We start from the raw sequence: 13131 nt of genomic DNA, 5'->3' as shown, positions 1-13131 counted from the left end.
TGTATTGTCCGAACCGTCATGCCACGGCAGGATCGCCTCCGGCGCTGCCGGCGATGCGCCCCGCACGCTGCAGATGCAGCCTGAGCTTTACCGAATCCTTGCGCACCGGGGCCAGGAAGCCCTGTACGCGCAGTTCGGTGCCCAGCGGGACCTCGGCCAGCAACATCGCCAGGTCGCCCAATGCCACTGCGGCAATGGTGAGCGCGACGCGGCGCGGATGCCCTGCCTCGACCACGTCCGACTCATGGGAGAACAGGAACTCGATCGCCGGCAGTCCGCCTGGCGTATGGCGCATGGGTTCGCGTTCGAGTACGCGTACGTCCAGCTCCACGAGGTTCATGCTGTGCTCCAACGAGCCGGGCGACGGGTCCGGCCTGTCGTCCTGCTTACTCGGCGGCCTGGGCCGCGGTCGCTTCAGCCGAAGCCTTGCGGGCTTCTTCGCGCTCGACCGACTTCATCATGATCGAGGCGGCCGTGGGGGCCTTCTTGGTCTTGATGACCAGGTGGCGCAGCACGGCGTCGTTGTAGCGGAACGAGTGCTCGAGCTCGTCCAGGGTGGCCTGGCCGCACTCGATGTTGATGCAGACGTAGTGGGCCTTGACCAGCTTCTGGATCGGGTAGGCCAGCTGACGGCGGCCCCAGTCTTCCAGACGGTGCACGGCGCCGCCGTTGCCCGTGACCAGCGACTGGTAGCGCTCGACCATGGCGGGCACTTGCTCGCTCTGGTCGGGATGGACGATGAACACTACTTCGTAGTGACGCATAGGGTGAGACTCCTTGAGGATGTCTTGCGGAAACCGGGACCCATTCAGCCCGTCCGCAAGGGGCAGCCCGCCGCCAGCGAAGATGGCAGTCGAGCAAGAAAGCTTTCGATTATCGCCGAATTGTCACGCTATCGCAAGGAAAGCGTTGACGAACCGCAACGGCAGGATGTAACCCCGGGGACCGACCCCGGGATGCCGGCCGGGCGATCAGCCCTCGACCACGGCGTAGGCCGAGTGGTTGTGGATGGACTCGAAATTCTCGGCCTCGACGCGGAAGCGCGCGATGCCCGGATGGGCCTGCAGGCGGGCCGCGACGTCGCGCACCAGGTCTTCGACGAACTTGGGGTTGTCGTAGGCGCGTTCGGTGACGTATTTCTCGTCGGGGCGCTTGAGCAGGCCCCACAGCTCGCACGAAGCCTCGTCCTCGACCAAGCGGATGACCTGGTCCATGGCCACGTCGCCATCCAGCACGGCCGACACGGTGACGTGCGAGCGCTGGTTGTGCGCGCCATAGTTGGAAATGGCCTTGGAACAGGGGCACAGGCTGGTGACCGGCACCAGAGCCACCAGTTCGAACTCGACGTCGTCGCCGTTGGCGCGGGCGATCCACTGGACTTCGTAGTCCAGCAGGCTCTGCACGCCCGACACGGGGGCCGACTTGTTGATGAAATACGGGAAGGTGACAGTGATGTCGCCGCGCTCGGCGTGCAGCAGGGTCAGCATCTCGCGCGCCATGTCGGCGAATCGCGCCGGCGTGACCGGCGTGGCACGGTGCTTCTCGAGCAGGGCGATGAAGCGGGACATGTGCGTGCCCTTTTCCTCGGGCGGCAGGGCCACCGTCAGCGTCCAGGTGCCCACCGTGGGCTGCGCGCTGCCGTCCGCGGCCTGCACGAGCATGGGGTGGCGCACGCCGCGGATACCGACGCGCTGGATGGGGATGTGCCGCGTGTCCGCGGAGCTTTGCACATCGGGCATCACCACGGCGGGATCGATCGGGGAATTCATGTCGCTTACCTGTTCAGGGCGCGCGCCACGCGCGCTCGCTGGAAACAAACTGGAGGGCCATTATGACCCAAATCCACGGCGGGGTCGGGGAAAACCCTTTTGACGACAGGCGGGCGCGGCGCAACAGTGCGTTCCGCGCCGCCCGGGTGTTGCGCGCGGATCAGTCCTGCGCCTGGCCGAAACGGGTACGGATGGAGGACGCGATGCCGGCCGCGTCCAGCCCCAGGCCGGCCAGCAGCGCAGCCTGGTCGCCGTGGTCGATGAACTGGTCGGGCAGCCCCAGTTGCAGCACGGGGATGGTGATGCCCGCTTCGTTCAGTGCCTCGACGACGGCGCTGCCGGCGCCGCCCATGATGGCAGCCTCCTCCACCGTGACCAGCGCCTCGTGGCGCGCGGCCAGGTCGAGGATCAGCTCGCGGTCGATCGGCTTGACGAAGCGCATGTCGGCCACCGTAGCGTCCAGCGTTTCCGCCGCCTGCAGCGCGGCCTGCACCAGCGTGCCGAAGCCCAGGATGGCGATGCGGCGGCCTTCGCGGCGCACCACGCCCTTGCCCAGCGGCACGGCGTCCAGCGACTCGGCGGTGGGCGCGCCCACGCCCGCGCCGCGCGGATAGCGCACGGCGGCGGGGCCGGGGTGCAGATAACAGGTCGTCAGCAGCAGCCGGGTCTCGTTCTCGTCGGACGGCGTGGCCACCACCATGTTGGGCACGCAGCGCAGGTAGGCGATGTCGTAGTTGCCGGCATGCGTGGCGCCGTCGGCGCCGACCAGGCCGGCGCGGTCCAGCGCGAAGGTGACGTCCAGGTTCTGCAGCGCCACGTCATGGATCAACTGGTCGTAGCCGCGCTGCAGGAAGGTCGAATAGATGGCGACCACCGGCTTCTGGGCCTCGCAGGCCAGGCCGGCGGCGAAGGTCACGGCGTGCTGCTCGGCGATGCCCACGTCGAAATACCGTTGCGGGAAACGCTGCTCGAACTCGACCAGGCCACTGCCCTCTCGCATGGCGGGCGTGATGCCGACCAGGCGTTCGTCCTGCTGCGCGGTGTCGCACAGCCACTGGCCAAACACCTGCGTGAAGGTCTTCTTGGAAGGCGTCTTGGCCTTCTGGATACCGACCGCGGGATCGAACTTGCCGGGGCCGTGATACAGCACGGGATCGGCCTCGGCCAGCTTGTAGCCCTGCCCCTTGCGCGTAACCACGTGCAGGAACTGCAGGCCCTGCAGCTGGCGCAGGTTCTGCAGGGTGGGTACCAGCGCGTCCAGATCGTGCCCGTCGATGGGGCCGACGTAGTTGAAGCCCAGCTCTTCGAACATCGTGGCCGGCGTGACCATGCCCTTGGCGTGCTCTTCGAAGCGGCGCGCCAGTTCCAGCATGGGCGGCACGTGCTGCAGAACGGCCTTGCCAACGTTGCGCGCGGTCGCATAGAAGCGGCCGGACATCAGGCGCGCCAGGTAGCGATTGAGCGCGCCCACCGGCGGCGAAATCGACATGTCGTTGTCGTTGAGCACCACCAGCAGGTTGACGTCGGGCGTGACGCCCGCGTTGTTCATGGCCTCGAAGGCCATGCCCGCCGACATGGCGCCGTCGCCGATGACGGCGATGTGCTGGCGCGGGATGCCCGCGTTGCGCGAGGCCACGGCCATGCCCAGCGCGGCCGAGATGGAGGTGGACGAGTGCGCGGTGCCGAAGGCGTCGTATTCGGATTCGCTGCGCTTGGGAAAGCCCGAGATGCCGCCCTGCTGGCGCAGGCGGGCCATGCCGTCGCGGCGGCCCGTGAGGATCTTGTGCGGATAGGACTGGTGGCCGACGTCCCACACGATGCGGTCGTGCGGCGTGTCGAACACGTAGTGCAGCGCCAGCGTCAGTTCCACCGTGCCCAGATTGGAGGACAGATGGCCGCCCGTGCGCGAGACCGATTCGAGCACGAAGCCGCGCAGCTCGTCGGCCAGGCGCTTGAGTTCGCGGCGGTCGAGGCGTCGCAGTTCTGCGGGGGAAGCGATGCGGTCCAGGATATCTGTGGTCATACGGGGTATCGGAATGGAGGCTATCCGGTGCGCGGTTGCCGCGCGTGAAAGGTCAGCGGTCTCGCAGGACGATGAAGTCGGCCAGTTGTGCCAGGCGCGCGCCGCCCTCGCCCAGGGGCTCGAGCGCGCGGTGCGCGGTCTGGCCGAGTTCGCGGGCGAACCGGCGGGCCTCGTCCAGGCCCAGCAGCGATACGTAGGTGGGTTTGTTGTCGGCGGCGTCCTTGCCCGGCGTCTTGCCCAGGCTGGCCGAATCGGCGGTGACGTCCAGCACGTCGTCGACCACCTGGAAAGCCAGGCCGACGGCCTGCGCATAGACGTCCAGCGCCTGCCGCACGCTGGAGCTCGCGCCCGCCACGATGCCGCCCAGCGACACGCTGCACGCCAGCATGGCGCCGGTCTTCATGCTGTGCATGGTCTGCAGTTCGTCACGCGACAGCGTGCGGCCGACGCTGCCCAGGTCGATGGCCTGCCCGCCCGCCATGCCCAGGCTGCCCGCCGCGCGAGCCAGCACGCGCGTGGCCTGCAGGCCCAGCGCAGGCGCGATGGGCATTTCGGCCAGCAACTCGAAGGCCAGCGGCTGCATGGCGTCGCCCGCCAGCATGGCGGTGGCTTCGTCGAACTGGATGTGGGTGGTGGGACGGCCGCGGCGCAGCATGTCATCGTCCATGCAGGGCATGTCGTCGTGCACCAGCGAATAGGCGTGGATCAGCTCGACGGCGGCCGCGGCGCGGTCCAGCGAGGCGTCGACGGCGACCGTGCTGCCGCTGATCGGGCAGGCTTGCCCCGCCGCGTAGACCAGCGCCGCGCGCACGCGCTTGCCGCCGCCGAGCACGGCGTAGCGCATGGCTTCATGCAGGCGCGCGGGCGCGGTGTCGGCGGCCGGCAGCAGGTCGTCGAGCACGTGTTCCACATGCTCCGCGCATTCCTGCAGCCAGTCCGCGAAAGCGAGGTGATTCTGCGTCATCCGTTCTATTCGTCGTCGAGCGCGGTCGGATCCAGCGGCCGCAACAGGTCGCCTTCCAGCACCTTGACCTGCTGCTCGGCCTGCGTCAGGCGCTCCTGGCAGACGCGCGTCAGTTCGACGCCGCGGCGATAGGCGGCCAGCGATTGTTCGAGCGGCAGGGTGCCGTCCTCCATGGCTGCCACCAGGGATTCGAGCTCGGCCAGCGCCGTCTCGAAATCCTGCGGCAGGGGCCGGTCGTTAGGGGTCTGAGGATCGGCTTGCTTCGTCGGGGCCAAGCGGGTCTCCGGAGCGCAACAGAAATAAGGAGGGGGAATCCCGGGATTGTACGGGATCATGGGCGATGGAAGCCGCGAGGCGGCCGTGCCGCACGCTTGCGATGCGGGATTGCCGGACATGCCCGGCAGGCGGCGTGCCTGGCCGCGCTCAGCGCACGAGCGGCGGCGCAGACAGGTGCGCCGCGGCGGTTCGCAGCATGGCGGCGACGCGGCCGCGCAGGTCGGTCTCGGGCAACAGGCTTTCGGGGCCGCCGCAACTGAGCACGAAGCGGCCCTCGCCGGTGGCCGAGGTGAACGGCACGGCCACGGCGTTGATGCCGGCCTGCCATTCGCCGATGGCGTAGCAGCAGCCGTCGCGCAGCAGTTCATCGGCGGCGCGCTCGACCAACTCGGCCGACGGCCCGGCCGCACCCAGGCGCGCCAGCACGGCATCGCGCTGCGTGCGCGGCAGGCCGGCCAGGCAGGCACGGCCCATGGCGGTATCCAGGCTGGCGCGATAGCCGACCGGCAGACGCAGATAGAGCGCGGACGAGCCGTGCACGGCTTCCAGGTAGACCATGGCGTCGCCGTCCAGCGCGCCCAGCGCCACCGCGCCGCCCGTGTCCTGCGCCAGCTGGAGCATGGCGCCGCGGGCCAGCTCGCGCACCTCCATGCCCGCCAGCAGGCCGAAGCCCAGCGCCAGCACGCCGTAGCCGGGCGAGTACTTGCCGGTGTCCGGGTGATAGCGCAGGTAGCCCAGTTCGGTCAGCGTGTACGTCAGGCGGCTGACGGTGGCCTTGGGCAGGCGGGTGAGCCGGGCCAGGTCCTGGTTGCCCAGCGCCTGGTTGCCGGGCGCGTGGGCGCTGGGCTGGAAGCAACGCATCACCGACAGGCCGCGCGCCAGGGCCGTGACGAATTCCGGACGGCTGGCGGCATCGCCCCCCGCCTCGGCCCGTTTGCGCCGCGCCGGGCCGGAAGGCTCCGCGGGCGGGTTATCCCGGTCAGAAAAGGGTTGCATGGTGGTCGCAAGGTTTTTATAGTTTGTTTCGAATGACAAAACTAAATTCCATAATACGGAATTTAACTACACACCAGCGTCATACGCAACACAAGGGAAAGACCATGCTTCGCAACGGATTCAAACTACTTGCCGCCGCCCTGCTGTCGTCGGCCTTCGCCACTGCCGCCACCGCGGCCGGCTACCCGGAACGCCCCATCTCGGTGGTGTCCCCCTTCCCCGCCGGCGGCGCCACCGACGTGCTGACTCGCGTGCTGGCCGAGCGCATGGGCAAGGAACTGAACCAGTCGATGATCGTGGAGAACAAGGCCGGCGCCGGCACCAACATCGGCGCCGCCTTCGTGTCGCGCGCCAATCCGGACGGCTACACCATCCTGATGGCGACCAACTCCACGCTGGTCACCAACCGCTTCCTGTACAAGGAACTGCCGTACGACCCGGACGGCTTCGCGCCGATCGGCATGGTGGGCATCGGCCCGCTGGTGCTGCTGGCCAGCCCCAAGGCGCCCTTCAAGAACACCAAGGAGCTGGTGGAGTACGCGAAGAAGAATCCCGGCAAGCTGAGCATGGCCAGCTTCGGTCCGGGCACGTCGTCGCACCTGGCCGGCGAGCTGTTCAAGGAACAGGCCGGCATCGACATGCTGCACGTGCCGTTCAAGGGCGCCACGCAGGCCCTGCCCGCGCTGATCAGCGGCGACGTCGACGTGTTCTTCGACATGGTGGCCACCGGCATGCCGCAGGCCGACGCGGGCAAGGTCAATGCCTTCGGCATCACCAGCCCGACGCGCCTGCCCTCGCTGCCGAAGCTGGCAACGCTGGCCGAGGAAGGCTATCCCAAGTTCGACATGACGGCATGGTTCAGCTTCGTCGCGCCCAAGGGCACCCCGCCCGAGGCGGTGGCGCGCCTGCAGCAGGCGCTGCAGGTCACGCTGAAAGACGAGGCCGTGCGCAAGAAGCTGCTGGAGATGGGCATCAATCCGCGCAACGGCACCGCCGAGGAACTGGCCGCGCAGATGAAGAACGAACAGCCTGTTGTGGGCCAATTGGTCAAGCAGGCCAACGTGCAGGTGCAATAAGCCTCGCCGCGCGGTAACAAACCGTGCGGCATGCGCGCCCCTGGGCGGGGCGCGCGACGTGCCTGGGTCCGGCCGCGAAGGGCTAACAGCTCGAAACAGCCGTTTCTCCCGGGGCGCTGCTAAGGTGGACATGGCCCGTACGTGGACCGATGCCCGGTCCGCACGGCAGCCGCGTTCCGAGCAATGTCCGACCCGATCGACCGCTACGCAAGACTGGACGCCGCCCGCTGGCTGGCAGCGTTGGCGGTCGTACTGCTGCACAGCGCCGCGCAGACGGTCTCCGACGCCGCCACTTACGGCAGCGGCGCGTGGCTGGCCGCGAACCTGTACGACTCCGCCGCGCGCTGGTGCGTGCCGGTGTTCGTGATGGTCAGCGGCGCCCTGCTGCTGGATCCCGCCCGCCCGCAGGACATCCGCAATTTCTACAGCCGCCGCGTGGCGCGCATCCTGGCGCCGCTGGCCTTCTGGACGCTGTTCTACCTGGCCTGGCGCACCACGCTGGACTGGTGGGACGACGGGCGGCTGGACGTCTCGTTCTGGCCGCGCAAGGTGGCCGAAGGCGCCCCGTACTACCACCTGTGGTACCTGTACATGATCGTGGGCTTGTACCTGTTCGCGCCGCTGGTACGCATTCTGTATGCGCGCAGCAGCGTCCACAGCCGCAGGCTGCTGGTGGTCGGCATCCTGGGCGTGGCCATCCTGGACGCGCTGTACCGGCAGGCGCTGGGCATCAGCAGCGGCTTCTTCCTGACGTGGTCCCTGCCCTACCTGGGTTATTTCATGGCCGGCCGCATGATCTTCGACGGCGAACTGCGCCTGCCCCGTGCCGGCCTGGTGGCGCTGGCTTGCATCGCCGTGACCGCGGCAGGTGTGCACGTGCTGTCGCAGACGGGGGCGCTCAACCTGTACTTCTATGACTACTTCAGCCTGACCGTGCCGCTGATGTCGCTGGCCGCGTTCCAGTGGATCGTGAACTCGCGGCGCATCCCGGCACTGCCCTGGCTGGCGCCGCTGACGTTCGGCGTGTATCTCATCCACCCCGTGTTCCTGGACGTGGCGCAGCGCGCCGGCCTGTATACGGCGGGAACGGCCCAGGCGTGGCAGTTGCCGGTGATGGCCGCGGCGGTGTTCGCGCTGTCGGCGTCGCTCAGTTGGCTGCTGCGCAGGCACGCCGTGACGCGGTCGCTCGTTTGAAAAAACCCTGAAGTTTCATGACACTGTCATGAAATGAGTACGGGCGGCGCCCTCTCAATTCGGGTACACTCTAGGGTTTGGTATCGGCCAGTCCGATTTTTCTTCGCGCCAGGTAAGCAGCACGGCACGGGCGAAGCGAGACATATCTACCAAGATCCTCCCGCTAGACCTCATGGCAAACCCCGGCATCCACGTATCACGTGGCCGAGGGGTTCCATACGCCGCGTCGCGAGACCTGGCTTTTTGATCCGAGCGGAGGGAATCATGACCGACGTTGGTCGGATGGCACATGTCGTGCCAGCTCGCACCCAGCTTCCAGTCAATGCCTACTTTGACGAAGCCCGCTTTGCGCGCGAGCAAGAACTCATCTTCAAGCAGTCCGCCTTGTATGTCGGCCACGAGAAACTCGTGCCCGAAGTGGGCGACTTTCGCACGTTGGTCCAGGAGAATGGAGGCCGCGCGCTGGTTCGCAACCAGCAAGGCGTCGAACTCATCTCAAATGTCTGCCGCCATCGCCAGGCATTGATGCTTGGCGGCGCCGCGGGCAATGTCAGCGGCAACGTGAACACCCACGGCAGCCTGAAGGGCACGGGGGGCAACATCGTCTGCCCCCTGCACCGCTGGACGTACAACGATCGCGGCGAACTGCTGGGCGCGCCGCAGTTCGAGGCCACGCCCTGCATGAATTTGCAGCGCTTCCGCCTGCGCGATTGCCATGGGCTGCTGTTCGAAGGTCCGCGCGACCCCTCGGCCGACCTGGCACCGCTGTTCGCGCGGCCCGAGTTCGACTTCGGCGACTACGTGCTCGACCACGTCGAAGTGCACCAGTGCAACTACAACTGGAAGACGTTCATCGAGGTGTACCTCGAGGACTATCACGTGGGGCCGTTCCACCCGGGCCTGGGCCGCTTCGTCACGTGCGACGACCTGAGCTGGGAATTCGCCGAGCAGTACAGCATGCAGCGCGTGGGCGTGCACCAGGCCCTGGCGCAGCCGGGTTCGGACGTGTACCGCCAGTGGCACGATCGCCTGCTGGACTTCCGCGCGGGCCGCGCGCCGGATTTCGGCGCGGTGTGGGTCACGTATTTCCCGACGCACATGATCGAGCTGTATCCGCACGTGCTGGTGCTGTCGACGCTCTATCCCAAGAGCCCGCAGGAAACGGTGAACGTGGTTGAGTTCTACTACCCCGAGGAAATCGTGGCGTTCGAGCGCGAGTTCGTCGAGGCGCAGCGGGCCGCGTACATGGAAACGGCGATCGAGGATGACGAGATCGCGGAACGCATGGATGCGGGGCGCAGGGCGTTGATGGAACGCGGGACCACCGAGGCGGGGCCGTACCAGTCGCCGATGGAAGACGGGATGCAGCATTTCCACGAGTGGTATCGGGGAGTGATGGGAGAGGACGCTTCCGAGTGACGGCGGACGTTGTGTGTTGACGAATCGTTCGTTGTAGGGCGTCCTTGGCCAGGGGCCGTGCCCGCGCCGGCCAAGTCGGTCGGCTCGGGCGCGCCACCAGGCGCCCGAGCCGAACGACTTGGCCGGCGCGACCCCGCATGACTGCCCGCGGCGGCTCAAGAACTCGAACCACCGCATCACAGAACGAGAAAATGCCCGAGAGGATCAGGACCATCACTAACGTGATACCTCAATCACCTCGGGCATCAACCAACTCCAACGTCAGCCAAGCACGCCAGCTACGGCATTCTCACCAATCGCCAAGCCCACCGTCATCCCGACGCCGGAGTGCATCACCGCCACCGTCGTCTGCGCATCGGCTTGAAGCACCGAGAACGGCGCCGGTCCATGCGCCCCGTACACCCCCTGCCAGCGCTCGACCACCTTCAACCGGCACGCCAGCGCCTGCGAGGCCAGGTCCAGCATCATGTCGTCGACCGCCTCCGCGTTGAACGGCGAGGCGTCCACGCCGTACGCGTGCGAGTCGCCCACGATCAACTCTCCATACGGCGTGGGGCTGATCAGCAGGTGGATGCCGTGCGCGAGCAGCTCGGGATGCCGTTCCTGCAACGTCGCGCGCAGCGCCTGGGCCGACGGCAGGTCCGACCAGGCGCCGTAGTGCACGCACGACAGGCCCGTCAGCAACGGGCGGTCCAGATCGAAGGCATGCGTCTCGAAGCGCACGCGCAGCATCTGCAGGCGCGAGACCTCGAGCGCAAGCGGCGCGAACAACTCGGGATACAGCGTCAGATAGTCGTGGCCGGGGCACACGAAGACGTGCCGGGCGCGCAGCGTGCCGGCCGAGGTGTGGACCTCGCCGCCCGCCGCCGCGCGCGCCAGCGTGGCGGTCTCGAACTGCACGCCCAGGTCGTTGGCCAGGTAGGCCGTAATGGTGGGCAGCGTCTCGCGCGAGTACACCTGCAGGTCGTCCAGGCCGCGCAGCGCGGCGCGGTGATGGCCTAGGCGGCCGCCGAACAGGCCGGCCAGTTCGCGGCCCGTCAGCATCTCGGCGCGATAGCCTTCGGCGTCGTGGCGCGTGGCCATGAACTCCTGCAGCACGTCCTCTTCCTGCGCCGTGCGCGCCACCACCAGGCTGCCGTTGGCGCGCACGTGGAAGCCCGCACGGCCGGCCAGTTGCAGCCACAGCTCGCGCGCCTGGCGGGCGTGCTCGGCCATCAGCCCCGGCGCCTGGCCGGTCACCAGCACCTGGCCGAAATTGCGCACGGTGGCGCCGTGCGCCTGACGGCTGCGTTCCACCACGGCCACCGACAGGCCGCGGCGCGCCGCGGCCCAGGCATGGGCGACGCCGAGAATCCCGGCGCCGACCACCACTACGTCATACGTCTTCATTTTTTCTTGGGCTCGGATTTGCCGTCGTAGCGCTTCGTCCACTCGGCCAGGATCTTGTCGCGGTTGGAGGCCGCCCACACGAAGTCGTTCTTGATCATGCGGCTGCCCAGGTCCGCCGGCAGGTTGGGATTGGAGGTGGCCACCGACGGGATAGCCAGCACGGCGAAGTTGGTCTTGTACAGCTCGTTGGCTTCGCGGCTGGCGGAGAAGTCGGCCAGCTTTCTGGCGGCGTCCATATTCTTCGTGCCCTTGACGATGGCGGTGGCTTCGACTTCCCAGCCCAGTCCTTCGGACGGGAACACGGGCTCGATCGGCGCGCCGTCGGCCTTCAGCTTGGCGGCGCGGTAGTCGAACGACACGCCGATGGGGAACTCGCCGGCGGCGGCCATGTTGCAGGGCTTGGAGCCCGAATGCGTGTAGCTGCCGATGTTCTTGTGCAGGGCGTCCATGAAGGCCCAGCCCTTGTCCTCGCCGAAGATCTGCAGCCAGGCGCTGACATCCAGGAAGCCCGTGCCCGACGAGGCTGGATTAGGCATGACGATCTTGCCGGCGTACACCGGCTTGGTCAGGTCCTGCCACGAGGCGGGCATGGGCAGGTTCTGTTTCTTGGCCTCGATGGTGTTCACGCACACGGCCGCGGCGAAGGCGTCCATGCCGACCCACGACGGCGTGGCGGCCGCGTCGCGCATCTTGGCGTCGATCTGGTCCAGGCCCCTGGGCGCGTAGGGTTCCAGCATGCCTTCCTTGGCCATCAGGCCCAGCGACGTGCCGGCCAGGCCCCAGATGACGTCGGCCTTGGGGTTGTTCTTCTCGGCCAGCAGCTTGGCCGTGACGATGCCGGTGGAGTCGCGCACCCACTGGATCTTGATGTCGGGATTGGCTTTCTCGAAGGCGGTTTGGTAGGCCCTGATCTGGTCGGCTTCCAGCGCGGTGTAGACGGTGAGCGTGGTGTCGGCGGCCGCGGCGCCGCTGAGGCCGGCCAGCGCCAAGGCCGCCAGCGTGAGGGAATATCGCTTCATGAGGTGACTCCTGCGTAGGGTTGTTGTAGGTGCGGCGAAAACGTGTTCAGCCCGTCGGCTTGCGTACCACCGCGCGGCAGGCCGCCGCGCGCGGGCGCCGGGAAGGCATCGCGCCAGTAAGGCGGCCGGTGTCGGCCCGGCCGCCCGGCGTCGATGCGGCCAAAAGACCTCAGCACTGCTGCGGCCGTTCGCCGGCCGCCAGGCGTGCCGCGATCTGCTCCAGCACGGCGGGCAGCTCGGTGACGGTGTCGATCAAGTAGTGCGGCGCGGCGCGCGTCAGCTCGGCGCGGGCACGCAGGCGCGCGGCCTCGTGGCCCGCATCGTCCAGCGCCTGGTATTCGTCCAGCGACAGGCCGGCGGCGTTGCCGGACAGCAGCAGGCCCACGGTCCACATGCCGGCGCGCCGGCCTTCTTCGATGCCGGGCGCGGTGTCGTCGACCTTCACGCAGCCGGCCACGTCGGCCAGGCCCATCAGCACCACGTTGCGCAGCGCCATGCCGGGCGCGGGCCGCGCGCGCGGCACGTCGTCGCTGGCGACCACGCAGTCGGGACGGATGCCTTCGGGTTCGGCGCGCTCGCGCACGTGGCGCATCACGACCTCGGGATAGCCCGAGCAGGAGCCCAGTTTCAGGCCTTGCGCGCGCAGCGTGCGCAGCACGTCGGCCGCGCCGGGAATGGGCGCCGAGTACTGCGCCACCTTGGCCACCTGCATGGGCAGGAAGCGTTCGTAGATGGCGGTGACGTCGTCGTCGGTGGGCGTGCGGCCGAAGCGCTCGCGATACTGGCCGGCGATGCCCGGGTCGTTGCACAGCGTGCGGATGTGGTCCCACTTGCCCATGCCCATGGGGCCGCGCGCTTCCTGCAGCGTGACCGTCATGCCGAATTGGGCGAAGGCGTCGACGAACACGCGGGTGGGCGCGAACGAACCGAAGTCCACCAGGGTGCCGGCCCAGTCGAAGATCACCGCCTCTAGGCGGACGGGCAATTGCGTTTGCGTCATGGTGCG

General features: G+C 68.0%; 13 protein-coding genes. 3 read left to right on the top strand and 10 right to left on the bottom strand.

All coding sequences use genetic code 11. The annotated features are described in order from the left end of the window. Positions 1 to 16: 16 nt before the first annotated feature. The 7 genes from priB to FS845_RS11600 all read right to left on the bottom strand — a co-directional run bounded on the left by priB (position 17) and on the right by FS845_RS11600 (position 6028). Positions 17 to 340, bottom strand: coding sequence for a primosomal replication protein N (priB, locus tag FS845_RS11630; protein ID WP_144634781.1), 324 nt, complete (start codon positions 338 to 340; stop codon positions 17 to 19). Between the two features lie 46 nt (positions 341 to 386). Beyond that, positions 387 to 764, bottom strand: coding sequence for a 30S ribosomal protein S6 (gene rpsF / locus FS845_RS11625; RefSeq protein WP_144634778.1), 378 nt, complete (start codon positions 762 to 764; stop codon positions 387 to 389). Between the two features lie 207 nt (positions 765 to 971). Beyond that, on the bottom strand, positions 972 to 1769 hold the full coding sequence (gene folE2, locus FS845_RS11620) for a GTP cyclohydrolase FolE2 (RefSeq protein WP_144634775.1): 798 nt from the start codon (positions 1767 to 1769) through the stop codon (positions 972 to 974). 160 nt (positions 1770 to 1929) lie between these two features. Then, positions 1930 to 3792 (bottom strand): 1-deoxy-D-xylulose-5-phosphate synthase, encoded by a 1863-nt coding sequence (gene dxs / locus FS845_RS11615; protein ID WP_144634772.1) that lies wholly within the window; start codon positions 3790 to 3792, stop codon positions 1930 to 1932. A 52-nt stretch (positions 3793 to 3844) separates the two neighbouring features. Continuing rightward, the gene (locus FS845_RS11610; protein WP_144634769.1) at positions 3845 to 4756 is read right to left on the bottom strand and encodes a polyprenyl synthetase family protein; all 912 of its coding nucleotides are present in this window, start codon (positions 4754 to 4756) and stop codon (positions 3845 to 3847) included. Between the two features lie 5 nt (positions 4757 to 4761). After that, the gene (locus FS845_RS11605; RefSeq protein ID WP_144634766.1) at positions 4762 to 5031 is read right to left on the bottom strand and encodes an exodeoxyribonuclease VII small subunit; all 270 of its coding nucleotides are present in this window, start codon (positions 5029 to 5031) and stop codon (positions 4762 to 4764) included. Positions 5032 to 5179: 148 nt separating this feature from the next. Further along, complete coding sequence (locus FS845_RS11600) at positions 5180 to 6028, bottom strand: IclR family transcriptional regulator (RefSeq protein WP_144634763.1); 849 nt, start codon at positions 6026 to 6028, stop codon at positions 5180 to 5182. 104 nt (positions 6029 to 6132) lie between these two features. On the opposite strand from FS845_RS11600, the gene FS845_RS11595 reads away from it, so the two are divergent. The 3 genes from FS845_RS11595 to FS845_RS11585 all read left to right on the top strand — a co-directional run bounded on the left by FS845_RS11595 (position 6133) and on the right by FS845_RS11585 (position 9717). Further along, positions 6133 to 7104 (top strand): Bug family tripartite tricarboxylate transporter substrate binding protein, encoded by a 972-nt coding sequence (locus FS845_RS11595; protein WP_144634760.1) that lies wholly within the window; start codon positions 6133 to 6135, stop codon positions 7102 to 7104. A gap of 183 nt (positions 7105 to 7287) precedes the next feature. Beyond that, a complete protein-coding gene (locus tag FS845_RS11590; RefSeq protein WP_144634757.1) occupies positions 7288 to 8298 on the top strand; it encodes an acyltransferase in 1011 nt (336 codons plus the stop codon). A 264-nt stretch (positions 8299 to 8562) separates the two neighbouring features. Next, on the top strand, positions 8563 to 9717 hold the full coding sequence (locus tag FS845_RS11585; protein ID WP_144634754.1) for an aromatic ring-hydroxylating oxygenase subunit alpha: 1155 nt from the start codon (positions 8563 to 8565) through the stop codon (positions 9715 to 9717). A gap of 261 nt (positions 9718 to 9978) precedes the next feature. Here FS845_RS11585 and FS845_RS11580 read toward each other — a convergent pair whose 3' ends face one another. The 3 genes from FS845_RS11580 to phnX all read right to left on the bottom strand — a co-directional run bounded on the left by FS845_RS11580 (position 9979) and on the right by phnX (position 13125). Further along, a complete protein-coding gene (locus FS845_RS11580) occupies positions 9979 to 11106 on the bottom strand; it encodes a TIGR03364 family FAD-dependent oxidoreductase (RefSeq protein WP_144634751.1) in 1128 nt (375 codons plus the stop codon). Continuing rightward, positions 11103 to 12125 (bottom strand): putative 2-aminoethylphosphonate ABC transporter substrate-binding protein, encoded by a 1023-nt coding sequence (locus tag FS845_RS11575; protein ID WP_144634747.1) that lies wholly within the window; start codon positions 12123 to 12125, stop codon positions 11103 to 11105. The genes FS845_RS11580 and FS845_RS11575 overlap by 4 nt, the downstream gene beginning before the upstream one ends. A 169-nt stretch (positions 12126 to 12294) precedes the next feature. Continuing rightward, on the bottom strand, positions 12295 to 13125 hold the full coding sequence (gene phnX / locus FS845_RS11570) for a phosphonoacetaldehyde hydrolase (RefSeq protein ID WP_144634744.1): 831 nt from the start codon (positions 13123 to 13125) through the stop codon (positions 12295 to 12297). Between the last annotated feature and the right edge of the window lie 6 nt (positions 13126 to 13131).

The sequence above is a fragment of the Bordetella genomosp. 13 genome (genome assembly GCF_007679965.1).
GTDB lineage: Bacteria > Pseudomonadota > Gammaproteobacteria > Burkholderiales > Burkholderiaceae_B > Bordetella.
The sequence above is the reverse complement of the archived record's forward strand: the minus strand, read 5'-3'. Positions and strand labels throughout refer to the sequence as shown.